Consider the following 23,738-nt stretch of genomic DNA (forward strand, 5'->3'; position numbering starts at 1 on the left):
TTGGTGTGCGTCAGCCGACCGGCTCCGGTTCACGTGCCTGCCAGCTCAGGCGGTCGCGGTGCAGCCGTTGCACGGCTGCCCAGCCGAACGTGAACGGTATGGCACCCATGGCGACCAGTCCCAGGACGTCCGATCCGGTCACGTCGAAGACGGCGCCCACGTCGCCGAACAGTTGGGCGACTGTCTGGAAGGCCACGTGGAAGCCGATGCCCGCCCAGATGTCGCCGGTGGCGACCCGGAAGCCACCCAGGAGCAGAGCGAAGACGAAGAACAGCAGCAGTCTGTCGAGGGAGGTGGCGGCGCCGACCAGGAACCCGAACAGGGTGAACAACACGGACTGCCCGAGGACGGCCTGCCAGGCCGGCAACCGGGTGGCGAGGTTGCGCTGGAGGTAGCCGCGGAAGACGAGTTCTTCCGGCAGCGCCTCGTACAGGAAGACGAGGACGACCAGCAGCGCCGCCACGCACAGGGCGTGCGCCGCGGAGGTGCGCAGGCGGATCTCGACCCAACCGAAGCCGAGGCAGAGCGCGAACCCCACGGCGGCGGGGATGAGCCAGCAGGCCATGCCGAGCAGCAGTCGTCGCCAACCGGTGCGCAGGGAGGGCAGCCCGAGACCGGTCCAGGGGCGACGGTCGAGCAGGCGACGGGCGGCCACCACCAGGGGTACGACGAGCACCGTCGTGAGGATGGCCCTGGCCACATGGGTCGGGCGGTCGTAGTCGCCATCGAGAAGAGCCCCGACAAGCAGCCACACCAGCACAGCGCCGACGGACACGACGAGGACCCGCCAGGGCAGGGCGAGACGAGGTCCGGCGCTCACCACGCGCAGCGTAGCCAGCGGTGGCAAGGGCGACCGGTCAGCGCCCGAGGACGAGGTAGGCGAGGCCGAGAACGCCGCGGTAGCCGTCGACGTACTCGCGCAGGCGGTCGTCGAGTTCCGCGCGGACATCGGCCGCCCGGGGGTCCTCCGGGTAGCTGAGCAGCCACTCCTGGCGGCCCGCCAGCCAGGTGGATTCGAAGTCGTCCCACTCCCGTTGGTCGGCGGTGCTCAGGTGCAGCACCCGCCATCCCCGCTCACGGGCGGCCTCGACGAGCCCCGGCAGATCCGTGACCTCCGCTCCGAAGGTCTGCTCGACAGCCGGCGTGGGGGGACGCTCCCAGTACGCCTCACCGAACAGCAGCCTTCCGCCGGGCCGGACCACCCTGGCGAGGGCGTCGAAGGCGGCGTCGGTGCCGCCGAAGGCGTGCGCCGAGCCGATGCAGAGGACCCGGTCGGCGGGCTCCTGCCAGGCCGCCGCTTCGCCCATCACGAAGGCGACGTGCCGGTTCAGGGACCGCCCCGCGGCCAGCCGCCGCCCCCGAGCGAGGGCAGCGTCGTCGGTGTCGACGCCGACGCCCCTCGTCGCGACCGGGCCGGACACGCCTCCGGCGGCGACCGCCCGCAGCAGCAGCTCACCCCAGCCGCAGCCGAGGTCGAGCACGCGCGCGCCGGGGCGGACGTCGAGTCGTTGCAGCAGCAACGCCGCGTGCTCCTGCGACAGCGGAGTGTTCCAGCGCATCCGGGCGTAGCGGCTGGCGGCGAGGTGGTCGGTTGACTGCATGCGTTGAGGGTGTCAAGGCGTGATCGTCGGCGTGCGCCGGGTCCGACACTCCGGCGCGTACGGCAGGATCGGTCAGATGGGCGCGCAGCAGGCGGGGCCGTTTCGGCGGCCGACCCCGCAGGAGGTGGCGGCGGCGGCCGGCCGGGGCCTCGCGGACGTGATCGGCCCCGGCCTGCGGGTGTTGTTCTGTGGCTTCAACCCGGGCCTCTATTCCGCCGCCGTGGGGTTGCCCTTCGCCCGCAAGGGCAGCCGGTTCTGGCCGGCCCTGCACGGCGGCGGCTTCACCGACCGGGAGCTGCACCCGTGGGAACACGACGAGCTGCTGCGCCAGGGCCTGGGCATCACCAGCCTGAGCAACCGGGCCACCGCCCGTGCCGACGAACTGACCCCGGCGGAGCTGGTGGCCGGCGTGACGGGGTTGGCGGTGAAGGCGCAGCGGTATCGGCCGCGGTGGGTGGCCATCCTCGGGGTGACCGCGTACCGGATCGCCTTCGTCCGACCCCGGGCCGGGCTGGGTCCGCAGCCGGACCGGCTGGGCCCGGCCCGGCTCTGGGTGCTGCCCAACCCCAGTGGTCTGAACGCGCACTTTCCGCTGCCGGCGTTGACCGCCGAGTTCGGCAAGCTGCGCCAGGAGATCGACGGTTAGGCGTGCGGGGTGGACGCCTCGGCGACCAGCGCCTGGTAGTAGGGCTGCATCCTGGGGTGGTAGTCGTCGAACTGGGGGAGGGGTGAGCCGTCCCGGGAGGCGACCAGCATGTCCAGGTAGTACTCCCAGCCGGCGCCGACCTCGGCGATGCCCTCCACGCTGGTGAGGTGCTGGACGAACCGCAGCTCGGTGGTGCCGTCGGTCTCGGTCAGCACCATCTCCAGCAGCCAGGTCCCGTAGCTGTCGATCATCGACACGGCGAGGCGTCGCTCTGGTTCGCACGCGTCGATGCGCACGTCACACCAGGGCTGCTGCTCCTCGTACGCCATCTGGACCTGGATGGTCCGTCCGGGCGCGGCGTCGCCCTTCCAGGGGCCGAACCAGCGGGCCGTGCGCTCCGACTCGGTCAGGCTGGCCCAGACGTCCGTCGCCGGGGCGCGGAACGTCCGGGTCAGGACGAGATCGTGGCCGGTGGCGGTGCGAAAAAGGCGTCCGGCGGGTGTACGGGTCATGCCGTGTGCTCCCTTCGGTGCTCCGCCGGGCCGCGGCTGCGGCGCTCTCGGCGGGTGCGATAGACCTCGGTCTCCAACGCGTCGAGGTGCCGCTCCCACCGGTCGGGGGCCGCGAGTGCGGCGAGCCAGTCGACCAGCGGGGCGAGCGGGCGCGGATCGAATCGGTAGATCCTCTGTCGGCCGACCATCTCGTCGTGCACCAGACCGCTCTCGCGCAGCAGCCGCAGGTGGCGGCTGATCGCGGGTCGGCTGATCACGAATCGCTGGGCGATGTCACCCGCGGACAACGGTTCGTCGCGCAGCAGGGTCAGGATGTGCCGTCGTACCGGATCCGCGATCGCGGTGGCCACCTCGTTCACCTGGGAAGCGTAACCTATCGGTTACAGATTAACGTGGTGAAGGCCACGGACGGCCGCATTTCGCGGCGTCGATGGTGGGCACATGATCACTTGACCTGGCACTCTGTAAGGCATGGCCGCCCTCCTTCGCTCCCGCTTGACCGACTGGACGTTTGTCGTACCCGTGCTCGCCGTCCTGATATTGATGGTCACCTGGGGGCGGAGCCTGCCCGGGCCCGTCATCGTGCTCGTCGCGGTGCTGCTGGGCGGCGCGGTGCTCGCGGCGGTGCACCACGCGGAGGTGGTCGCCCACCGGGTGGGGGAGCCGTACGGGTCCTTGGTGCTCGCCGTCGCGGTCACCGTGATCGAGGTGGCTCTGATCGTCACGCTCATGATCAGCGGGCCGGAGAAGACCCAGTCGCTCGCCCGCGACACCGTCTTCGCGGCGGTCATGATCACCTGTAACGGGATACTCGGCCTGTCCCTGCTGCTCGGGGCGCTGCGCCGCCGAGTGGCCGTGTTCAACCCGGAGGGCACCGGGGGTGCGCTGGCCACCGTGATCACCCTGGCCACTCTGAGCCTGGTCATCCCCAGCTTCACCACGGCCCGCCCCGGCCCGGAGTTCAGCCCGGCCCAACTCGTCTTCGCCGCCGTCGCGTCGCTGGCCCTGTACGGGCTGTTCGTGCTCGTGCAGACCGGCCGGCACCGCGACTACTTCCTGCCGGTCGACAGCCGGGGCAAGGTCATCGAGACGGAGGAGCACGCCAAGCCGCCCACGACCCGCGCCGCGCTGGTGAGCCTGGGCCTGCTGTTGGTGGCGCTGGTCGCGGTGGTCGGCGACGCCAAGACGGTCTCCCCGACCATCGAGGCCGGGGTCGCGGCGGCGAACCTGCCGCACGCGTTTGTCGGCGTGATCATCGCCCTGCTGGTGCTGCTGCCGGAGACCCTGGCCGCCGCCCGCGCCGCCCGCCGCGACCGCGTCCAGACCAGCCTGAACCTCGCGCTCGGCTCCGCGATGGCCAGCATCGGCCTGACCATCCCGGCCATCGCGATCGCCTCGATCTGGTTGGACGGCCCGCTGCTGCTCGGCCTCGGCGGCACCCAGCTCACGCTGCTCGCGCTGACCGCCGTGACCGCGGTGCTGACCGTCGTGCCGGGTCGGGCCAACGTGCTGCAGGGTGGCGTACACCTGGTGTTGATGGCCGCCTTCGTCTTCCTTGCCGCGAGCCCCTGACCGTCACACGCTGCCGCCCGCGAGGCGGTCCGCGCGGGCGTTCAGGTAGCGCTGCTGCGCCAGGTTCGTCGACCGGGACGCCGCCATCCGGTACGCCTCCCGCGCCGCGACCCGCTCACCGACCAGCTCCCACAGGTGGGCGCGGGCGGCCGGCAGCCGTGGGTCGTCGGCCAGCCGTGGGTCGTCGGCCAGGTCGGCGAGCAGCGCCAGGCCGGCCGACGGACCGCGGCTCATCGCCACCGCCACCGCGTGGTTGAGCGCCACCACCGGGTTGTCGGACATGTCGAGCAGCACCTCGTACAGGGCGGTGATCTGCGGCCAGTCGGTCGCCGCCGCACTGGGCGCCTCGTCGTGCACCGCCGCGATGGCCGCCTGGAGCTGGTACGGCCCGACGACCCCGCGCGGCAGCGCCCCGGTGATCAGCTCGACCCCCTCGGTGATCTGGTCGGCCCGCCACCGGCCCCGGTCCTGCTCGGCCATCGGCACCAGGTCGCCGTGCGGCCCGAGCCGGGCCGGCGCGCGGGCGTCGGTGAGCAGCATCAACGCGAGCAGCCCGGTGACCTCGGGATCGTCGGGCAGCAGCCGGTGCACCAGGCGGGTCAGCCGGATCGCCTCGGCGGTCAGGTCGGCGCGCAGCAACCCGGGGCCTGCCGTGCGCGCGTACCCCTCGGTGAAGATCAGGTAGAGCACGTGCAGCACGGCGGCGAGCCGGTCCGCGCGCTCCGGGCCGGTCGGCGGCGCGAACCGCAGTCCACTGTCGCGGATCCGTTGCTTTCCCCGGCTGATCCGCCGGGTCATCGTCGCCTCCGGCACCAGGAACGCACGCGCCACCTCGGCGGTGCTCAGCCCGCCCACGGCGCGCAGCGTGAGCGCGATCTGCGACGCCGGCGACAGCGCCGGGTGGCAGCACAGGAAGAGCAGGATGAGCGTGTCGTCCGCGTCGGCCGTCGGCTGGTCGGCCGCCGGAGCGCGCCACTGCTCCGGCAGCACCCACCGCGCCACCGTGTCCTCCCGCCGCCTGCGGGCCTGCTCCCGGCGCAGCAGGTCGGTCAGCCGGCGGGACGCGACGGTGATCAACCAGCCGCGCGGGTTGTCCGGTACGCCGTCGCGCGGCCAACCGCCCGCCGCCGCGATCAGCGCCTCCTGCACCGCGTCCTCGGCGGTGTCGAAATGCCCGTAGCGACGTACCAGCGCGCCGAGGACCTGCGGCGCCAGCTCGCGCAGCAGGTCCTCGACAGGTGTCTGCGGCACCGGTCAGCCGGCCAGGTCCTCGATGCCCTCCAGCACCGGCCGCACGTCCACGTACCCGCCGGGGGCGTTGGGGTCGACCAGACCGGCGGCGATCTCGGTGGCCCGGTCGAAGCTGGCGCACTCCACGATCGTGTAACCCGCCAGGACCTCCTGCGTCTCCGGGTACGGCCCGTCGGTGACCACGGGTGCGCCCTCGCGGACCTGCACCCGGCGCGCGTGCACCGGCTCGCTCAAGCCCTGGGCGTCGACCAGCTCCCCGGACTCGGCCAGCGCCTGGTGGAACGTCTCCATGTGCTGGTGCATCGCCGCGATCTGCTCGGCCGACATCGCGGGCCGGTCGGAAGCCCGCCCCGACAACACGTCGTAGTCCTGCTGCGATCCGTAGAGCAGAATCATGTACTTCACGGGTGCTCCCTCCTGTTGGCTGGTGCCGCCGCGGCACCGCCTCACCAGAAACGTCGAACCCAACCCCCAACCCCGGACACCCACCCCACCGCCAACCCCACCAGATCTGTTGATCATGAGGTTATCGTCACGACACGCCGAGCCGAGTGACGCTAACTTCATGATCACCGAGGGCTGGGAGGGCAGTGGGAGGGTGGTGGGTGGGGTTACCTGGGCGGGACGCCCGGGTGCGGCAGCAGCGGTACGAGGCCGAGCGGCACGGCGACCAGGGTGGCACCTGGCAGCGCGGTCGCGAGTCGGGCGGTTGACCGGCACTGCCCGTAGGACCCGCCCGGGCAGTGCCGCCCGTTGGAGCCGCCGCCCGTAAAGCCCGCCGCCGCCGGTCGAGCCCGCCCCCGTGAACCGTCCGGCCGCGCCACGCGTGAATCCGGTGACGGGGCGTTTCGGTCGCATCGTCGGGGTACTACCACCGCGAGCACCGATGTCTGGGGAGGCACAGTGGGCACATGGTCGAGGCGCGATGCCCGGGGCCCGGTGGCCGCCCTGCTGATCGCCGCGCTGGTGTCACTCGCCTGCGCGGGCGGCGGGCTGGCCGAGCCGGAGGGCGAGCGTCCCGCCCCGGGCCGGTCGCAGGCCTCCCCGGGGCCGAGCACCACCCGGGCCGACAGCACCACCAGCGTCGCCGAGTTCGAGCAGGACGTCGCCGACGCGCAGGAGATCGCCGAGCGCTACTGGGCGGCCCAGTTCAAGGAGTCCGGGCAGCGGTTCCAACCCATCCGGCGGATCACCCCCTACCAGCGGGCGGGTGAGGTGTCCTGCGGCGGTCAGCCGTTGCCCCGCAACAACGCCGTCTACTGCTCGCAGGGCGACTTCATCGCGTACGACGTCGCCTGGTCGGTGGCGGCGTTCCGCCAGGTCGGTGACGCGTTCGTGTTCTACCTGCTCGGCCACGAGTACGCGCACGGCATCCAGGTGCGCCTCGGCATCAACTACAGCTTCACCATCCAGCAGGAGCTGCAGGCCGACTGCATGGCCGGGGCGTACCTCGGTGACTCGGTGCGTGCCGGCGCGCTGACCCTGGCCGAAGGCGACCTGGACGAGTTCCGCGAGGGGGTGGCGGCGGTCGGCGACGACCCCGACCAACCGTGGTTCGCGGAGGGCTCGCACGGCACCGCCGAGCAGCGCACCGACTCGTTCTTCCGCGGCTACGAGCGCTCACTGGAGGCCTGCGACCTGGGATGAGCGGGTTGCCCGGATCACGTCGGCACCCGTCGCGGCCACCCGCGGTGGCCGGGCCTGGCAGGATCGCCGATGTCGGCCACGACCCTGGAGGATCCGCTGAGCAGCCATCACCCCGCCGCCGTGCTCTTCGACATGGACGGCACGCTGGTCGACAGCGAGAAGCTGTGGGACGTCGCGCTGCAGGAACTCGCCCAGGAGTACGGCGGGGAGCTGTCCGAGGACGCCCGCCGCTTGATCGTCGGCACCGCCATGGCCGAGTCGATGCGCATCCTGCACGACGACCTGGGGCAGCCCGAACGGGATCCGGAGATCAGCGGGGCGTGGATCAACGCGCGGATCCTGGAGCTGTTCCGCACCGGCCTGCCCTGGCGGCCCGGCGCGTTCGAGCTGCTGCGCGCGGTCCGCGCGGCGGAAATCCCCACCGCGCTGGTCACCTCCAGCCCTCGGGCGCTGGTCGAGATCGCCCTGGACACCCTGGGTCGGGACAACTTCGACACGGTGGTCGCCGGTGACGAGGTGGTCGCGGCCAAGCCGCACCCGGAGCCCTACCTGACCGCGGCGCGGCTGCTGGGAGTGCCGATCGAGCGTTGTGTGGCGATCGAGGACTCGGCGACCGGGGTGGCCAGCGCGCTCGCGTCCGGCGCGGCGGTGCTGGCCGTACCGGCGGAGGTGGCGCTCGCGAGCACTGTCGGCGTACGCCAGACGGAGAGCCTGACCGGCGTGGACCTGGAGTTTCTCGCGGCGTTGCTGACCGACCGGGCCGCGGCGACCGACTGACGGGTCGACCCGGGTCACGGGCGTTCGGCGAAGACCGCCCCGACCACCTGGTAACTGTCGAACGCTCTCGCGGCCCCCGCGTACGCGGCCAGGTGGATGAACACCTCGACGATCTCTTCCTTGGTCACGCCCGAGCTCAACGCGATGCGCAGCTGGCCCCGCAGCGGCTCGTGGGTGCCGAGGGTGGCGGCGACCGCCACCGAGACGAGGCAGCGGCTGCGCAGGTCCAGGCCCTCCCGGGGCCATGCCTCGCCGAAGGTCTGCACGGTGGCGAGACGACGGAAGTCGTGCCCGACCGGCGGTTCGCCCTCGCCGAGCGGCAGCACCAGTGGCTGACCGAGGAGCCGCTCGGCGTTGTCGAGTGCCCGCTGGTACGCGTCCTGATCGGTCATGTCACCGGCCCCCGCTCACCGCCGTGGTCGCTGGCGGGCCGGTGCCCTGCCGGCACCACCAGCCTGGCAGTCGATTGCTGGCGGCCGCTGTCGAATCGGTCAGCCCGCAACGGCCGATGCCCCCGATCGCCAGGCGACCGGGGGCATCGATGGTGCCGATCAGTCGTGGGCGATGGCGCCCAGCACGTTGATCCGGGCCGCCCGGATGGCCGGCAGCACCGCTGCCACCACCCCGATGATCGCGGCGAGGCCGAGGAAGACACCCATCTGCCCCCAGGGGAGGATCAGGTCGGTGATGCCTTCGTCCTTGAGTGCCTCGACCACCGCGGCGCCGAGGCCGGTGCCGACCACCACGCCCAGCAACGCGCCGAACACGGAGATCACCACCGCCTCCACCGTGATCATGCCCATCGTCTGGCCGCGGCGCAGGCCGATCGCCCGCAGCAGACCCAGCTCGCGGGTCCGCTCCAGCACCGACAGCGCCAGGGTGTTGATGATGCCGAGCACGGCGATGATGATGGCCAGCGCCAACAGGATCTGGATCATCGTGAGCAGGCCGTCGAGCGAACTCGTCTGCTGCTCGATGAACGCGTCCCGGTCGGCCACCGACACCTCGGGGCTGTCCGCGAGGAGCGCCTCCACCTGCGGCTGCACGTCGGACACCCGCGCGCCCGGGGCGAGCTGGATGAAGCCCTGGATGGGCTGCGGGATGGCGAAGTCCTTCGCCGCGGCCGGCGGCAGCGTCACCGGGTTGGTCAGCTGCGACGACTCGTAGATGCCGCTGACCGTGTACGTGCGGACCTCACCGCGGGTCAGCTGCACGTTCACCGTCGAGCCCACCGACCAGCCACGGGACGTGGCGGTGTCCGAGCTGGCCAGCATCTGGGTCGGCCCGAGCCGGTCGATGTCACCGGCGGTGGCCTTCGCGCCGAAGATCTGCCGCAGCGACGCGATGTCGCTGCTCGCCGCGACCCAGGTGCTCTCGCCGTCGACCCTCGCCATGTCGCCGTACTCGCCGTCGACCAGTTGCACGCCCGGCAGGGCCTTGGCCCGGTCCAGCACACCCGGGTCGAAGCTCGGCGGACGCGGACCGCCCTGCTGCCCGGAGATCACCAGCTGGGCCTTGATGGTGTCCTGGGCGAGCGCGCTGATGCTGCCCTTGGCCGAGTCGAGGATCACCGTGACGCCGGTGACCAGCGCGATGCCGACCATCAGCGCCGCGGCGGTGATCGCCGTACGGCGCGGGTTGCGCCCGGAGTTGAGCCGGCCCAGCTTGCCCGGCACCGACCAGGAGAAGATCGCCCCGAGCAGGCTCACCACCGGCCGGCTGATCAGCGGGGTCAGCAGCGCCACGCCGATGAAGGCGAACAGCACCCCACCGAGGATGGTAGCCAGGGTCTGACCGCCGGCATTGCCGCTGAGCCCGAGGAACAGCAGCACCGCGCCGATGCCGGTGACCACCGACCCGGTCACGGTGATCTTGGTCAACGGTCGGTCCGGCGTGGCCACGTCCTGCATCGCCGCGATCGGCGGGATCCGCGATGCCCGCAGCGCCGGCAGCAGCGCCGCCACCACAGTGATGACCAGCCCCACGGCGAACGACCCGATCACCGCAGCCGCCGGCACACCGATCCCGGCCAGGGTCAGGCCGCCGGCCAGCTTGCCGAACAGGAACGCCAGCAGCGCGCCCACCCCGATGCCGGCGGCGAGGCCGAGCACCGAGGCGATCAGACCGACCGCGATGGCCTCCAGCACCACCGAACCGATGATCTGCCGCCCACTGGCCCCGATGGCGCGCATCAGCGCCAACTCGCGGGTGCGCTGGGCCACGATGATCGAGAAGGTGTTGAGGATCAGGAACGTGCCCACCAGCAATGCCACCGCGGCGAAGCCGAGCAGGATCTTGTTGAAGAAGGACAGGCCCTCCTTCAGGCTGGCCGAGGCGTCCGCGGCCACCTGCTCGCCGGTCTTCACGTCGAAGTCCGCGCCCAGGGTGCGGGCCACGTCGTCGCGCAGCTTCTCGTCGGAGACCCCGTTGGCGGCGTTCACGGTGATGCTGCTGAACGTGTCCGGCTCGCCCAGCATCAGCCGCTGCGCCACCGGCGTGGTGAAGAAGACCTCGTTGACCCCGCCGATGGAGTCCCGGTCACCGCTGTAACCGGCGATGCCGACCAGGGTGAAGTCCCGCTTCTTCGACTCGAACGCGGTGAGCACGCCGACCTTCTGGCCGACCTGCACCTTCGCCGTGGTGGCCAGGGACTTGTTGATGACGATCTCGTCCTCGGCCTGCGGCGCGCGGCCCTCGCGCAGCTGCAGCAGGTCGCTCTCGCCGGTCCAGTTCTCGCCCAGCTGCGGCGGACCGAACGAGCTGACGACCTTGCCGTTGCTGCCGATCACCCGCGCGCCGTCGGCGTTCACGATGCCCGTGGCCGAGGCCACGCCCGGCACCTGCTTCACCCGGTCCACCAGGGCGGCCGGCAGGGGAGCGGAGGTCTGCTCGCCCTCCATCTCGTTGAGCTCCACCTTCGGCTTCGCCGCGACGTTCACGTCGATCTCGGAGAAGCCGTCGGCGAAGACCGAGTCGAAGGAACGGCCCAGCGTGTCGGTGAGCACGAAGGCGCCGGACACGAACATGACCCCGAGCACGACCGCCAGCCCGGACAGGATCAGCCGGACCTTGCGGGCCAGCAGACTCTTCAGTGTCGCCCGGAACATCAGTTGCCCACCTCAGCCGGAGTGTCCAGCTTCTTCATGGTGTCCAGCACCGTCTCGGCGGTCGGCTCGATCAGCTCCGAGACGATCTCCCCGTCGGCGAGGAAGACCACCCGGTCGGCGTACGCGGCGGCGGTCGGGTCGTGGGTGACCATGACGATGGTCTGGCCGTGCTCGCGCACCGAATTACGCAGGAAGCCGAGCACCTCCGCGCCGGAGCGCGAGTCCAGGTTGCCGGTCGGCTCGTCCGCGAAGATCACCTCGGGGCGGGAGACCAGGGCCCGCGCACACGCCACCCGCTGCTGCTGCCCGCCGGAGAGCTGCGCCGGCCGGTGGTCCAGCCGGTCCTGCAGACCGACCGTGTTGATCACCGTGTCGTACCAGGCCGGGTCCGGCTTGCGCCCGGCGATCGACAGCGGAAGCAGGATGTTCTCCTTCGCGGTCAGGGTGGGCAGCAGGTTGAACTGCTGGAAGATGAACCCGACCTTGTCGCGGCGCAGCTTCGTCAAACCCGCGTCACCCAGCCCGGTCACGGTCGTCTCACCAATCTGCACCGTCCCCCGGGTCACCGAGTCCAGGCCGGCCAGGCAGTGCATCAGCGTCGACTTGCCGGACCCCGACGGCCCCATGATCGCGGTGAAGCGGCCACGTTCGAACTCCGCGCTGACCCCCCGCAGTGCGATGACCTGAGCCTCGCCGCTGCCGTACACCTTCCACACGTCGTTCGCCCGGGCCGCGGCCTGCGCCTGCTGGCCTACCGTCGCGGTCACGTCATCTACCTCTTCCGTCTGTCCGAAAATGCACGCCGCCCCCCGATGGTCCGGCGCGACTAGTTCAATCATCGGTGCTGCTCACGCCCGCCCCGTCCGCCCAGGGGCTGACCCGGAGCGGATATTCCGCTGCGGGTGCACCCCCATGTCGGATCAGGGTTGCCCCTGACCCGGCGACCGGTCGAGCGTGTTTCCAGCTGGCGAAACCCCCCCGCCGGCTCCGACTGTGTCCCCTCACGTCACAGGAGGGTCAACCGCGCCGGGCCGTCTCCGGTCACGGTAGGTGACGGAGGCAACGGCGGCCGTCACCCCACGGTGGGATCTTCGAGTACGCCGGGTGAGGTAGTCGGGCCGCCGGCGGCTACGCCCTGGGGCGGACCAAGCCCGACTCGTACGCCAGCACGACGGCCTGCACCCGGTCGCGCAGCCGCAGCTTGGTCAGCACGTGCCCGACGTGGGTCTTGATGGTGGTTTCGCTGACCGACAGCACCGCCGCGATCTCGGCGTTGGACAGCCCTCGGGCGACCTGCACCAGCACCTCGCGTTCCCGGTCGGTGAGCGCGTCGAGCGCCGCTGACGGCGTCGCCGCCGGGTCGGGCAGCAGCTCGGCGAACCGGTCCAGCAGTCGCCGCAGGATGCGGGGAGCCACCACCGCGTCCCCACCGGCGACAGTGCGGATCGCCGCGATCAACTCCTCGGCGGGCACGTCCTTGGCCAGGAACCCGCTGGCGCCCGCACGCAACGCGCCCACCACGTACTCGTCCAGGTCGAAGGTGGTCAGCACCAGCACCCGCACCGGGAGTCGGGCGTCGACGATCGCCCGGGTCGCGGCCACCCCGTCCATCCGGGGCATCCGGATGTCCATCAGGACGACGTCGGGCAGCAGCCGGCGGGACAGCTCCACCGCCTCCACGCCGTCACCGGCCTCCGCCACCACGTGCAGGTCGCCCTCGGCGCCCAGCACCATCCGGAACCCGGTACGCAGCAGCGGCTGGTCGTCGGCGAGCAGGATCCGCACCGGCCGCCCCGGTGTCGCCCGTTCGGTCATCTCGCCTCCTGTCCGGCCTGCCGCACCCGGTCATCCTCGCGTACGTCGGCGGGTGCGTCGCGGATCACCGTAGAGGCCGGCCGGTCGCCCTGTCCCGACCGCAGCGGCACCGCTGCGGTCGGGTCCCCAACCGATCGGCGCGGCTCGCCCACCGACCCGAGGAGGCGATCAGCGTCGCCGGAGCCGGACCGACCTCACCGCGACGCGGGGGCGGCTGTCACTCGTCGGCGCCCGGCACCACCGGAACCGACCGGGAGTCGCGCAGCGGGTCGGCACTCGCCACCGCGACCGGGAACGGCGGCGGAGTGCCACCGAAGGTGGGGCAGAGCGCCTGGTGGCTGCACCAGTCGCACAGCTTGCTCGGTCGAGGCCGGAAATCCTGCCGGGCGGTGGCCTGCTCGATGGCCCGCCACAGGGCCACCACCGTGCGCTCGAAGCGGACCAGCTCGTCGGCGTCCGGCGTGTAGTCCAACACCTCGGCGTCGCGCAGGTAGAGCAGCCGCAGCACCCGGGGCACCACCCCCCGGGTGCGCCACAGCACCAGGGCGTAGAACTTGAGCTGGAACAGCGCCCGCGCCTCGAACGCCTCCCGCGGAGCGCCGCCGGTCTTGTAGTCGACCACCCGAAGCGCCCCGTCCGGGGCGACGTCGAGCCGGTCGAGGTAACCCCGGATCAGCAACTCGTCGTCGACCACCGCCGAGATCAGGCTCTCCCGCTCGGCCGGCTCCAACCGGGTCGGGTCCTCCACGGCGAAGTAACCCTCCAGCAGCCCGGCGGCCGAGCGGAGGAACTCCACCGGGTCGGCCGGCTCCGCGCCGTCGAACACCCCGGCCAACTCCGGCTGCTCGGTGACCAGCCGGTCCCACTGTGGGGCCACCAGATCGCCAGCTGCCGCCGGTGTGCGGCCCTGCGCGGGCAGGTCGAACAGGCGCTCCAGCACCGCGTGCACCAGCGTGCCCCGGGCCTGCTCCATGGTGGTGCGCTCGGGCAGCCGGTCGATGCTGCGGAACCGGTAGAGCAGCGGGCAGGTCTTGAAATCCGCCGCACGCGACGGCGACAGCGAGGCCCGCACCGTCGGCGGCGCCTGCGCCGGGGTGGAAGGTTGGGGAGTGGTGACCGGTTCCGCCGTCATGTCGGCAAAGGTTAGGGCACCGGTGTGACACCGACCGCCGCCCGCCCCACACAGCGACGGTCCGTAGCATCGTGGCGATGGAGCAGACATCCCGGCCGCCGCGCCGACCCGACCGGCGCCCCGGCCTGAACGTCGGCCGGGTGTTCGGGGTGCCGCTGCACCTCAACGTCTCCATGGTCCTGTTGGCGGTGCTCATCGCCGTGCTGTACGCCGAGTTCGCCCGCCGGCAGCTGGACCTGCCGCAGATCAGCGGCTATCTGATCGGCTTCGGCTTCGTGGTGTCACTGCTCGGGTCGGTGCTGCTGCACGAGCTGGGTCACGCCCTCACCGCCCGGCGGTACGGCATCGGTGTGCGCGGAATCACCCTGGAACTGCTCGGCGGCTACACCGAGATGGACCGGGACGCCCCGTCCCCCCGTGTCGACCTGCTGGTGTCCCTGGCCGGCCCCGCGGTCTCCGCGGTGCTCGGCGTCCTCGCGGTCGCCGCCACGCTCGCCCTGCCCCAGGGGACAGTGGCCCACCAGCTCGCCTTCCAGCTCGCGGTCAGCAACGTCATCGTCGCGCTGTTCAACAGCCTGCCCGGGCTGCCGCTCGACGGTGGCCGGGCGCTGCGCGCCGCGGTGTGGGGGCTGACCCGCGACCGGCACCTCGGCACCGAGGTCGCCGGCTGGGCCGGCCGTGTCGTCGCCGTCGGCACCACGGTCGTGGTCCTGCTGCTCACCGTCACCGACCGCCTGGCGCCGCTGGCGCTGCCGCTGATGTTGCTGGTCGCCGTCACCCTCTGGCGCGGCGCCGGGCAGTCGATCCGGGCCGCCCGGGTCAGCCGCCGGTTCCCGCTGATCGACCTCTCCCGGCTGGCCCGCCCGGTCTGGCCGGTGAGCACCGGCACGCCCCTGGCCGAGGCGCAGCGCCGACGCGCCGACGCCGCTCAACCCGGCGCCGCCCTGCTGGTCACCGACTCCACCGGCCGACCGGTGGCGCTGGTCGACCCGGCCGCCGCCGAGGCGGTCCCCGTCGAGCGCCGGCCGTGGCTGGCGGTGGACGCCGTGGCCCGGTCCCTGGGCACACTTCCCACGCTCACCCTCGGGTGGGACGGCGAGCGGGTGATGGAGGCCGTACAGACCCACCCGGGCGCGCAGTACGTGGTGACGTCAGGCGAAGATGTCGTCGGCATTCTGCACATCGCGGACCTGGCACAGCTCCTCGAACCCAACCGGAAGATGACACCGTGACCGCAACTCCCTCCACCGTCCCCGCCACCCCGGCGCTGACACCCGTGCACCGAGGGCCGTTCCGGCCCGGCGACCGGGTCCAGTTGACCGACCCCAAGGGGCGGATGCACACCGTGACGCTGGAGCCGGGCAAGGAGTTCCACACCCACCGCGGCATCCTGGCGCACGACACGCTGATCGGGCTCCCCGACGGCAGTGTGGTGACCACCGCCGGTGGCGGCACCGCGTTCCTGGCCCTGCGGCCACTCCTGTCGGACTACGTGCTGTCCATGCCGCGCGGCGCGCAGGTGATCTACCCGAAGGACTCGGCGCAGATCGTCGCGATGGGTGACATCTTCCCCGGCGCGAAGGTCCTCGAGGCCGGCGCCGGCTCCGGCGCGCTGAGCTGCTCCCTGCTGCGCGCCGTCGGCACCGAGGGTGAGCTGCACTCGTTCGAGCTGCGCGACGACTTCGCCCAGATCGCCAAGCGCAACGTCGAGGCGTTCTTCAACGGGCCGCACCCGTCGTGGAATCTGCACGTCGGCGACGTAGCGCAGTGCCAGGAGACCGGCTTCGACCGCATCATCCTGGACATGCTGACCCCCTGGGAGACCCTCGACATGGTCGAGCGGGCTCTGGTGCCCGGCGGGGTGTTCATCGGCTACGTCGCCACCACGCCGCAGCTCTCCGAGCTGGTGGAGGCGCTGCGCGAGCGCGGCGGCTGGACCGAGCCGCGCGCCTGGGAGTCCCTGGTCCGCGACTGGCACGCCGAGGGTCTCGCCGTCCGCCCGGACCACCGGATGATCGCGCACACCGCGTTCCTGGTGTCCGCGCGCAAGCTCGCCCCGGGGGTGACCGCGCCGCCGCGTCGGCGCAAGCCCAGCAAGGGCAACGAGGCGTACGCGCAGCGCCGCCAGGACCTGCGTGAGGCAGAGGCGGCCCGACAGGCCGCCGCCGTCCAGGCCGCCGCCGTCCAGGCCGCCGCCGTCCAGGCCGCCGCCGTCCAGGCCGCCGCCGTCCAGGCCGCCGCCGCCCAGGCGGCCGGTGCGCAGCCCGACGGTACGGGGGAGATGGACAGGCCGTGACCATCGAGCTGGGCGTGGGCACCGCCGAGCCGGGGGAGGCGCCGGCATGAGCCGACCGGGCTACGGCGGCGGTGACCTTCCCGCGGTCTTTCCCGACTGGTCGCCGTACCAGGATCTGGAGTCGGCGGCGCGGGCCTACCTGCGCGACCCGGACGTCGCCCTGGAGGCACTCGGCGGCGTGCTGCGTGGGGCGTCGGTGCTCGGCTTCACCCTGGAACGCTTCGTCAACGAGGTCAACGGCGTGTGGCAGGAGGTCGTCGTCTGCGACGGCAGCCGCCTGATCCTCTGGCACGGGGAGGACGTACCCCCGGAGGAGGGCCCCCCGGGCTCGATGACCTCGTCGCTGCGGGTGGTGCCGGTCTCGACCGTCACCGAGGTCGGCTGTCGGCGGCGACTCAACCGTGCCGAGAGCGGCGAGATCCGGGTCGACAGCATCGACGTCTACCTGCTGCTGACCTCACTGGACGAGGCGCCGCCGACCGAGGAGATGGCCGGCACGCCACGGCACGACGCGTTGCGCTTCGGCAAGACCCTCGACGACGGCGGGGCGGGTCAGATCGCCCGGCTGGAGGAGTTCGCGCGGCTGGTCGCCTCGGTGGTCGGTCGTCCGATGCTCTGAGGCGTACCCCTTTCGGGGCCGGCCGGGCCGCGCGGGCCCGGCCGGTGGGTCGCTCAGTCCTCGGCGTCCGGGCCGGCGACCTCGACACCGTCGCCGCGCACCACGTGGATGCAGTCGCCGGGGCATTCCTTCGCGGAGTCGATCACCTCGAGTCGCAGGTGCTCCGGCACGTCGACGCGGCTGCCCGGCGCCATCCGCAGCTCACCGTCGGCGCCCTTGACGTAGGCGAGACCGTCGATGTCGAACTCGAAAACCTCTGGCGCGTACTGCACGCAGAGCCCGTCGCCTGTGCAGAGATCCTGGTCCACCCAGACCTGCAGCTGATCGGTCGCGACCTCGGCCACGGTGCACCCCCCATGTTCTCCCGTCCTACGCTTCGACGGTACCCGAACGCCGGTAACGGCCCGTCAGGCCACCCTTGGCGATCAAGGTTCGGTGACGAGGGTGTTGCGTGGGACCGAATCGGCCTCATAGCGGCTAGTGTTAGGGCAGAACGTTCAAGCCCCCCGGGGAGGTGGGACGTGGCAGCACGCAGCGACGACGCGGACTCGCGCGCCGCACGGTGGGAGAAGGAAGCCCACGATCTCTCCACGCAGGTCGCGTTCCTTCAGGAGGAACTCGCTCTGGTGCGGCGCAAGTTGACCGAAAGCCCCCGACACGTCCGGCAGCTCGAAGAGCGGCTGGCGGCCACCCAGGCACAGTTGGCGCGGCTGACCGAGAACAACGACCGGCTGGTGAGCACCCTCAAGGAAGCTCGCACGCAGATCGTGACGCTCAAGGAGGAGATCGACCGGCTCGCGCAACCGCCGAGCGGGTACGGCGTCTTCCTGGCCAAGCACGAGGACGGCACGGTGGACGTCTTCACCGGTGGCCGCAAACTACGGGTCGCGGTCTCGCCCTCCCTCGAGGTGGGTGACCTGCGCCGTGGCCAGGAGGTCCTGCTCAACGACGCGCTCAACATCGTCGACGCGTTCGGCTACGAGCGCGTCGGTGAGGTGGTGATGCTCAAGGAGATCCTGGAGGGGCCGAACGGCGGGCCGGGCGACCGGGCGCTGGTGGTCTCCCACTCCGACGAGGAGCGCATCGTGCACCTCGCCGAGACGCTCATCGGCTCGGCGATCCGGGCCGGCGACTCGCTCATGATCGAGCCCCGCTCGGCCTACGCGTACGAGCGGATCCCGAAGAGCGAGGTCGAGGAGCTGGTCCTGGAGGAGGTGCCCGACGTCGACTACGGCGACATCGGTGGCCTTCAGTCGCAGATCGAGCAGATCCGCGACGCGGTGGAGCTTCCCTTCCTACACGCGGACCTGTTCCGTGAGCACCAGCTCCGCCCGCCCAAGGGCATCCTGCTCTACGGCCCGCCCGGCTGTGGCAAGACGCTCATCGCCAAGGCGGTGGCCAACTCGCTGGCCAAGAAGATCGCCGAACGGCAGGGCAAGGAGAAGCACACCAGCTTCTTCCTCAACATCAAGGGCCCTGAGCTGCTCAACAAGTACGTCGGCGAGACCGAGCGGCACATTCGGCTGATCTTCCAGCGGGCACGGGAGAAGGCCGGCGAGGGCACCCCGGTGATCGTGTTCTTCGACGAGATGGACTCGATCTTCCGGACCCGCGGCTCCGGTGTCTCCTCCGACGTGGAGAACACCATCGTCCCGCAGCTGCTCAGCGAGATCGACGGCGTGGAGGGCCTGGAGAACGTCATCGTCATCGGCGCCTCCAACCGGGAAGACATGATCGACCCGGCGATCCTGCGCCCCGGTCGACTCGACGTGAAAATCAAGATCGAGCGACCGGACGCCGAAGCGGCCAAGGACATCTTCTCCAAGTACATCCTCTCCGGGCTGCCCCTGCATCCGGACGACCTGGCCGAGCACGGGGCCGACGCCCAGGCCACCGTGGCGGCCATGATCGACGCCGTGGTGCTGCGGATGTACTCCGAAACCGAGGAGAACCGCTTCCTCGAGGTCACCTACGCCAACGGTGACAAGGAAGTCCTCTACTTCAAGGACTTCAACTCCGGCGCGATGATCCAGAACATCGTCGACCGGAGCAAGAAGATGGCCATCAAGGAGTTCCTCACGTCCGGCCGTAAGGGGCTGCGCCTGCAGCACCTGCTCGACGCCTGCGTCGACGAGTTCCGCGAGAACGAGGACCTCCCCAACACCACCAACCCCGACGACTGGGCCCGCATCTCCGGCAAGAAGGGCGAGCGGATCGTCTACATCCGCACGCTCGTCTCCGGCGGCAAGGGCGCCGAGGCCGGTCGGTCCATCGAGACCGCCAGCAACACCGGCCAGTACCTCTGACCGCCAGCGGCGGCACCGGACCCGTCCGGTGCCGCCGCTGTGTGCGTCCCACCGCGAGACGCCGCTTCGCTGCTTTCCCCGGTGGTCCGGCCCCGTGGTGCCACTCAAACCCGCCAAAGCCCGGTAGTCACGCCGCGCCGACCGACAGCGACGGGCGGTAGGCCACCGCGCAGACTATTCTCGATGGTGTGAGCGGCGGGCACGCCGGCTCCGTGGGCGAGCGAAGCGAGTGGTCGCATGACGGTACGTCGGATCATGGGCACCGAAATCGAGTACGGCATCTCCGTGCCCGGGCAGGCCGGAGCCAACCCGATGGTCACCTCATCGCAGGTGGTCAATGCATATGGCGCACGTCCAGAACTCAACCGGGGCGGGCGAGCCCGCTGGGACTACGAGGAAGAGTCGCCGCTGCGCGACGCCCGCGGCTTCACCTACTCCGGCGCCGCCTACGACCCGGCTGAGGCGTTGGCCGACGAGGACCTTGGCCTCGCCAACGTGATACTCACCAATGGTGCACGGCTCTACGTCGACCACGCCCACCCCGAATACTCCACCCCGGAGGTCACCACCCCTCGCGACGTGGTGCGCTGGGACAAGGCCGGCGAGCGGGTGATGGCCGAGGCGTCCCGCCGGGCCGCCACGATCCCGGGCAGCCAGCCGATCCACCTCTACAAGAACAACACCGACAACAAGGGCGCCAGCTACGGCGCCCACGAGAACTACCTGATGCGTCGGCAGACCCCGTTCGCCGACATCGTGGCTTACCTGACGCCGTTCTTCGTCACCCGCCAGATCGTCTGCGGCGCCGGCCGGGTCGGCATCGGCCAGGACGGCGGGCAGAACGGCTTCCAGATCTCCCAGCGCGCTGACTTCTTCGAGGTCGAGGTAGGCCTGGAGACGACGCTCAAGCGGCCGATCATCAACACCCGCGACGAGCCGCACGCCGACGCCGACAAATACCGCCGGCTGCACGTCATCATCGGCGACGCCAACCTCTCCGAGATCTCCACCTACCTCAAGGTCGGCACCACCGCGCTGATCCTCACCATGATCGAGGAGAAGGCGCTCGGGGCCGATCTCGGCATCGCCGACCCGGTGAGCGAGCTGCGCGCCGTCAGCCACGACCCCACCCTGACGCACCGCATGCGGCTGCGCGACGGCCGCCGGCTCACCGCCCTGGACCTGCAATGGGCCTACCTGGAGCGGGTCCGGTCCTTTGTCGACGACCGGTACGGCACCGATGCCGACGAGCAGACCGTCGACGTACTCGACCGCTGGGAGAGCGTCTTGGACCGGCTGGGCCGGGATCCGATGCTCTGCGCCGACGAGTTGGACTGGGTGGCCAAGCTGCGGCTGCTGGAGGGTTACCGGGAGCGGGAGAAGCTCGCCTGGGGCTCACACAAGCTCCAGCTGGTCGACCTTCAATACTCCGACGTCCGGCCGGAGAAGGGGCTCTACCACCGCCTGGTCAGCCGGGGGGCGATGAAGACGCTGCTCACCGACGACGAGACCCGCTCCGCGATGACGGAGCCGCCGGAGGACACCCGGGCCTACTTCCGTGGCCGCTGCCTGGCCCAGTACGCCTCCGAGGTGGTCGCCGCGAGCTGGGACTCGGTGATCTTCGACGTGGGCCGGGAGTCGCTGGTCCGGGTCCCGATGATGGAGCCGGAGCGGGGCACTCGCGCGCACGTCGGCGCCTTGTTCGACCGCTGCGCTAGCGCCAAGGACCTGCTGGAGACGTTGACCGGGGGCTGAGCACGCGTCCGGATGCCCGTCGTGTGCCGCAAGCCGGCGCGCGGCGGGCTTTTCGTCGCCCGCGCGAGGTAAGTTCATCGCAGACGATCGTGGAGGAGGCAGCAGTGGCCACTCATGACAGCGGCGGCCAGTCGCAGTCCGGCAAGTCCCGTCAGGGCGAGGAAATCGAGGACGTCACCACCGAGGCCAACCCTGAGGTGGCTGAGCGGCACGCCGAGATCACCGAGGATGTCGACGACCTCCTCGACGAGATCGACTCCGTCCTCGAAGAAAACGCAGAGGAGTTCGTGAGGGGTTACGTACAAAAAGGCGGTCAGTGAGCATATAGGGTTAATTCGGGCATGCCTGGAGCGAGCGATGATCGAGACGGGCTTCGTCGCTGCCGAGATTGCAGCGAATGGAAGGCGCTCGATCAGTTCTGTGCGAGCTCCAAGAGGCCGGATGGGCGGGGAAGTTACTGCAAGCCCTGCTTCAACGAGCGGTCAAAGGCAAGCTATGCGCGTCGGGTGAAGGCAAAGTTCGACCGTGAGGTGCGCGAAGGTCGCGTCGTGCCCGAGGGCCACAAGTTCTGTTCGGCCTGCGATGTGGTCAAGCCGTTCGATGCCTTCCCCCGTAACCGGGCGGACAACTCCGGTTATGCCACCTACTGCAAGCCCTGCCACAACGCCAGGACCAGAGAGACCAAAGAGCGGCTGTACGGGGGTAACCGCGAGTACCACCTGCGGCGGCGGTACGGCGTGGGGGAGAAGGAGTTTCAGGAGCTCCTGGCCGAGCAGGGCGGGGTCTGCGCGATCTGTGGCGCTGCCGACCCACAACATCTGGACCACGATCATCGCACCGGATGGGTGCGCGGGATACTCTGCTTCAACTGCAACGGTGGTCTTGGCCAGTTCCGTGACAGTCCCATGAGGCTGGCCAGGGCGATCACGTACCTGAGAGGAACCACGTGGCAGCGGGCTTTGATCCATCCGGGCGTCTACCAGATGTGTTCACCAACGCGGGGACGTCCTCCTTCACCACGTTTCTGAGCCGGGTGGCCCCCGAGATGCTGCCCGGCCGGCGACCGCTGCCGCCGGGCATGGCCGCCGACCTGGCACCACACGCGACGACCATCGTGGCCATCGCGGCTGCGGAGGGCGTGGTGATGGCCGGCGACCGACGGGCGACCATGGGCAACCTGATCGCCCAGCGTGACATCGAGAAGGTGCACCCCGCCGACGCGTACTCGCTGGTCGGCATCGCGGGCACCGCGGGCATCGGGATCGAGCTGATGCGACTGTTCCAGGTGGAGTTGGAGCACTACGAGAAGATCGAGGGCGCGATGCTCTCGCTCGACGGCAAGGCCAACCGGTTGGCCTCGATGATCCGGGGCAACCTGGGCGCGGCCATGCAGGGGCTCGCCGTGGTGCCGCTCTTCGCCGGCTTCGACCTGGCGGCCTCCGACCCGGCGAGAGCCGGTCGGATCTTCAGCTTCGACGTGACCGGTGGTCCGTACGAGGAGACCGGCTACGACGCGATCGGCTCCGGCTCGCTCTTCGCGAAGTCGGCGCTGAAGAAGCGCTTCCGGGCTGGTTTGTCGGTCGATGACGCGACCCGGCTCGCGGTCGAGGCGCTCTACGACGCGGCCGATGACGACACCGCGACCGGCGGGCCCGACTTGACCCGCCGGATCTATCCGGTGGTGATGACAGCTACCGCCGAGGGCACCCGCCGGCTGACCGACACCGAGACGGCGGCGATCGCCGAGGGCGTGGTCGCCGGCCGGATGGAGAACCCGGGCGGTTGAGCCCCGTCCACCCCCACCAGTCAGCAGTCGTCAGCACCGCGCCGTAAGGAGAACCGCCGCCGTGGCCATGCAGTTCTACGCCTCGCCCGAACAGATCATGCGCGACCGCTCCGAGTTGGCCCGCAAGGGCATCGCTCGGGGTCGCAGCGCGGTGGTCCTCAGCTACTCCGGCGGGGTGCTCTTCGTCGCGGAGAACCTCTCCAGCGCCCTGCACAAGGTCAGCGAGATCTACGACCGGATCGGCTTCGCCGCGGTCGGCCGGTACAACGAGTTCGAGAATCTGCGCCGGGCCGGGGTGCGCATGGCCGACCTGAACGGGCTCAGCTACGACCGCCGTGACGTCACCGGCCGGGCTCTGGCCAACGCGTTCGCGCAGACGCTCGGTGCGATCTTCACCGAGCAGTCGAAGCCGTTCGAGGTGGAGATCTGCGTGGCGGAGGTCGGGGCCACTCCGGACGACGACGAGCTCTACCGGCTGACGTACGACGGCTCGGTCAATGACGAGCCGGGGCGGATGGCCATGGGTGGCCAGGCCGAGGCGATCACCGGCGTGCTGAAGTCCAACCACCGGGCGGACATGTCGCTCTCTGAGGCGGTGAAGGTCGCGGTGCAGGCGTTGAGCACGGTTGGTGGTGAGGGCGGCGCCGCCCGGACGATCGCCGCCAACCAGCTGGAGGTGGCGGTGCTGGACCGCCACCGGGTTGGTCGTACGTTCCGTCGGATCACCGGCGCGGCGCTGACCGCGTTGCTGGACAGCGATGTCGCGGCTGCCGAGCAGCCCGAGTCGGCAGGCGGCCCGGACACGCCGACAGCGCCGGCGACGGAGTCGCACAAGCCGACGACGTCGGCGGGGTCCGCCGACCTGGAGGACAAGCCAGCGGACGGCAAGTAACACCGGCCAACGCGGCGGGCGGCA

The 23,738-nt window shown here is 71.0% G+C and carries 25 protein-coding genes; 13 read left to right on the forward strand and 12 right to left on the reverse strand.

What is annotated here, in order from left to right:
* Window positions 1–10: 10 nt before the first annotated feature.
* A complete protein-coding gene (locus FBZ33_RS13650) occupies window positions 11–820 on the reverse strand; it encodes a CPBP family intramembrane glutamic endopeptidase (protein WP_185755296.1) in 810 nt (269 codons plus the stop codon).
* Between the two features lie 37 nt (window positions 821–857).
* On the reverse strand, window positions 858–1,601 hold the full coding sequence (locus tag FBZ33_RS13655; RefSeq protein ID WP_141909329.1) for a cyclopropane-fatty-acyl-phospholipid synthase family protein: 744 nt from the start codon (window positions 1,599–1,601) through the stop codon (window positions 858–860).
* A gap of 76 nt (window positions 1,602–1,677) precedes the next feature.
* Here FBZ33_RS13655 and mug point away from each other — a divergent pair, with 76 nt between their 5' ends.
* Entirely contained in the window at window positions 1,678–2,247 is a 570-nt protein-coding gene (gene mug / locus FBZ33_RS13660; protein ID WP_141912643.1) for a G/U mismatch-specific DNA glycosylase, read from the forward strand.
* Here mug and FBZ33_RS13665 read toward each other — a convergent pair.
* Together FBZ33_RS13665 and FBZ33_RS13670 are read right to left on the reverse strand one after the other, a co-directional pair.
* Window positions 2,244–2,759: an SRPBCC family protein gene (locus FBZ33_RS13665; protein ID WP_141909330.1), complete on the reverse strand. Its 516-nt coding sequence runs from the start codon at window positions 2,757–2,759 to the stop codon at window positions 2,244–2,246. The genes mug and FBZ33_RS13665 overlap by 4 nt on opposite strands.
* Complete coding sequence (locus tag FBZ33_RS13670; RefSeq protein WP_172862031.1) at window positions 2,756–3,118, reverse strand: metalloregulator ArsR/SmtB family transcription factor; 363 nt, start codon at window positions 3,116–3,118, stop codon at window positions 2,756–2,758. Before FBZ33_RS13670 ends, FBZ33_RS13665 begins: the two co-directional genes overlap by 4 nt.
* Window positions 3,119–3,230: 112 nt before the next feature.
* On the opposite strand from FBZ33_RS13670, the gene FBZ33_RS13675 reads away from it, so the two are divergent.
* On the forward strand, window positions 3,231–4,331 hold the full coding sequence (locus FBZ33_RS13675; protein WP_099853335.1) for a calcium:proton antiporter: 1,101 nt from the start codon (window positions 3,231–3,233) through the stop codon (window positions 4,329–4,331).
* A gap of 3 nt (window positions 4,332–4,334) precedes the next feature.
* On the opposite strand, the gene FBZ33_RS13680 is transcribed toward FBZ33_RS13675, so the two are convergent.
* Both FBZ33_RS13680 and FBZ33_RS13685 read right to left on the reverse strand, forming a co-directional pair.
* On the reverse strand, window positions 4,335–5,582 hold the full coding sequence (locus FBZ33_RS13680) for an RNA polymerase sigma factor (RefSeq protein ID WP_141909331.1): 1,248 nt from the start codon (window positions 5,580–5,582) through the stop codon (window positions 4,335–4,337).
* 3 nt (window positions 5,583–5,585) lie between these two features.
* Window positions 5,586–5,978, reverse strand: a complete 393-nt coding sequence (locus FBZ33_RS13685; protein ID WP_231927465.1) for a YciI family protein — start codon at window positions 5,976–5,978, stop codon at window positions 5,586–5,588.
* Window positions 5,979–6,485: 507 nt separating this feature from the next.
* Between FBZ33_RS13685 and FBZ33_RS13690 the strand changes: the two genes are divergently transcribed.
* Together FBZ33_RS13690 and FBZ33_RS13695 are read left to right on the forward strand one after the other, a co-directional pair.
* Entirely contained in the window at window positions 6,486–7,229 is a 744-nt protein-coding gene (locus tag FBZ33_RS13690; protein ID WP_141909332.1) for a neutral zinc metallopeptidase, read from the forward strand.
* Window positions 7,230–7,349: 120 nt separating this feature from the next.
* Window positions 7,350–8,006, forward strand: a complete 657-nt coding sequence (locus FBZ33_RS13695) for an HAD family phosphatase (protein ID WP_141912645.1) — start codon at window positions 7,350–7,352, stop codon at window positions 8,004–8,006.
* 14 nt (window positions 8,007–8,020) lie between these two features.
* Here FBZ33_RS13695 and FBZ33_RS13700 read toward each other — a convergent pair whose 3' ends face one another.
* From FBZ33_RS13700 to FBZ33_RS13720, 5 genes are all read right to left on the reverse strand, one after another.
* Window positions 8,021–8,398 carry a carboxymuconolactone decarboxylase family protein gene (locus FBZ33_RS13700; RefSeq protein ID WP_088948100.1) on the reverse strand — a complete coding sequence of 126 codons (378 nt, stop codon included), beginning with the start codon at window positions 8,396–8,398 and terminating at the stop codon, window positions 8,021–8,023.
* A 159-nt stretch (window positions 8,399–8,557) separates the two neighbouring features.
* On the reverse strand, window positions 8,558–11,113 hold the full coding sequence (locus tag FBZ33_RS13705; RefSeq protein ID WP_141909333.1) for an ABC transporter permease: 2,556 nt from the start codon (window positions 11,111–11,113) through the stop codon (window positions 8,558–8,560).
* A complete protein-coding gene (locus FBZ33_RS13710) occupies window positions 11,113–11,880 on the reverse strand; it encodes an ABC transporter ATP-binding protein (protein WP_141909334.1) in 768 nt (255 codons plus the stop codon). Before FBZ33_RS13710 ends, FBZ33_RS13705 begins: the two co-directional genes overlap by 1 nt.
* Before the next feature lie 361 nt (window positions 11,881–12,241).
* A complete protein-coding gene (locus FBZ33_RS13715; protein ID WP_141909335.1) occupies window positions 12,242–12,928 on the reverse strand; it encodes a response regulator transcription factor in 687 nt (228 codons plus the stop codon).
* A 217-nt stretch (window positions 12,929–13,145) separates the two neighbouring features.
* Window positions 13,146–14,060, reverse strand: a complete 915-nt coding sequence (locus tag FBZ33_RS13720) for a PD-(D/E)XK nuclease family protein (protein ID WP_141909336.1) — start codon at window positions 14,058–14,060, stop codon at window positions 13,146–13,148.
* A gap of 140 nt (window positions 14,061–14,200) precedes the next feature.
* On the opposite strand from FBZ33_RS13720, the gene FBZ33_RS13725 reads away from it, so the two are divergent.
* From FBZ33_RS13725 to FBZ33_RS13735, 3 genes are read left to right on the forward strand one after another with little or no spacing between them, the layout of a single operon-like run.
* Complete coding sequence (locus FBZ33_RS13725) at window positions 14,201–15,292, forward strand: M50 family metallopeptidase (protein ID WP_370453088.1); 1,092 nt, start codon at window positions 14,201–14,203, stop codon at window positions 15,290–15,292.
* A complete protein-coding gene (locus FBZ33_RS13730) occupies window positions 15,289–16,356 on the forward strand; it encodes a tRNA (adenine-N1)-methyltransferase (RefSeq protein WP_141909338.1) in 1,068 nt (355 codons plus the stop codon). The genes FBZ33_RS13725 and FBZ33_RS13730 overlap by 4 nt, the downstream gene beginning before the upstream one ends.
* Before the next feature lie 46 nt (window positions 16,357–16,402).
* On the forward strand, window positions 16,403–16,975 hold the full coding sequence (locus FBZ33_RS13735; RefSeq protein WP_088948107.1) for a hypothetical protein: 573 nt from the start codon (window positions 16,403–16,405) through the stop codon (window positions 16,973–16,975).
* Between the two features lie 53 nt (window positions 16,976–17,028).
* On the opposite strand, the gene FBZ33_RS13740 is transcribed toward FBZ33_RS13735, so the two are convergent.
* Window positions 17,029–17,319, reverse strand: coding sequence for a ferredoxin (locus tag FBZ33_RS13740; protein WP_074309704.1), 291 nt, complete (start codon window positions 17,317–17,319; stop codon window positions 17,029–17,031).
* Window positions 17,320–17,496: 177 nt separating this feature from the next.
* Here FBZ33_RS13740 and arc point away from each other — a divergent pair, with 177 nt between their 5' ends.
* The 6 genes from arc to prcA all read left to right on the forward strand — a co-directional run bounded on the left by arc (window position 17,497) and on the right by prcA (window position 23,714).
* Window positions 17,497–19,281 carry a proteasome ATPase gene (gene arc / locus FBZ33_RS13745; protein ID WP_088948109.1) on the forward strand — a complete coding sequence of 595 codons (1,785 nt, stop codon included), beginning with the start codon at window positions 17,497–17,499 and terminating at the stop codon, window positions 19,279–19,281.
* 237 nt (window positions 19,282–19,518) lie between these two features.
* Complete coding sequence (dop, locus tag FBZ33_RS13750; protein ID WP_088948110.1) at window positions 19,519–21,036, forward strand: depupylase/deamidase Dop; 1,518 nt, start codon at window positions 19,519–19,521, stop codon at window positions 21,034–21,036.
* A gap of 104 nt (window positions 21,037–21,140) precedes the next feature.
* Window positions 21,141–21,356 carry a ubiquitin-like protein Pup gene (locus tag FBZ33_RS13755; protein WP_030332902.1) on the forward strand — a complete coding sequence of 72 codons (216 nt, stop codon included), beginning with the start codon at window positions 21,141–21,143 and terminating at the stop codon, window positions 21,354–21,356.
* 186 nt (window positions 21,357–21,542) lie between these two features.
* Window positions 21,543–22,064 carry an endonuclease VII domain-containing protein gene (locus FBZ33_RS13760; protein WP_255508846.1) on the forward strand — a complete coding sequence of 174 codons (522 nt, stop codon included), beginning with the start codon at window positions 21,543–21,545 and terminating at the stop codon, window positions 22,062–22,064.
* Window positions 21,983–22,822 carry a proteasome subunit beta gene (prcB, locus tag FBZ33_RS13765; protein WP_185755297.1) on the forward strand — a complete coding sequence of 280 codons (840 nt, stop codon included), beginning with the start codon at window positions 21,983–21,985 and terminating at the stop codon, window positions 22,820–22,822. Before FBZ33_RS13760 ends, prcB begins: the two co-directional genes overlap by 82 nt.
* Before the next feature lie 61 nt (window positions 22,823–22,883).
* Entirely contained in the window at window positions 22,884–23,714 is an 831-nt protein-coding gene (gene prcA / locus FBZ33_RS13770) for a proteasome subunit alpha (RefSeq protein WP_141909341.1), read from the forward strand.
* Window positions 23,715–23,738 lie beyond the last annotated feature (24 nt).

Source organism: Micromonospora sp. A202, assembly GCF_006715105.1.
Taxonomy (GTDB): Bacteria; Actinomycetota; Actinomycetes; order Mycobacteriales; family Micromonosporaceae; genus Micromonospora; species Micromonospora zamorensis.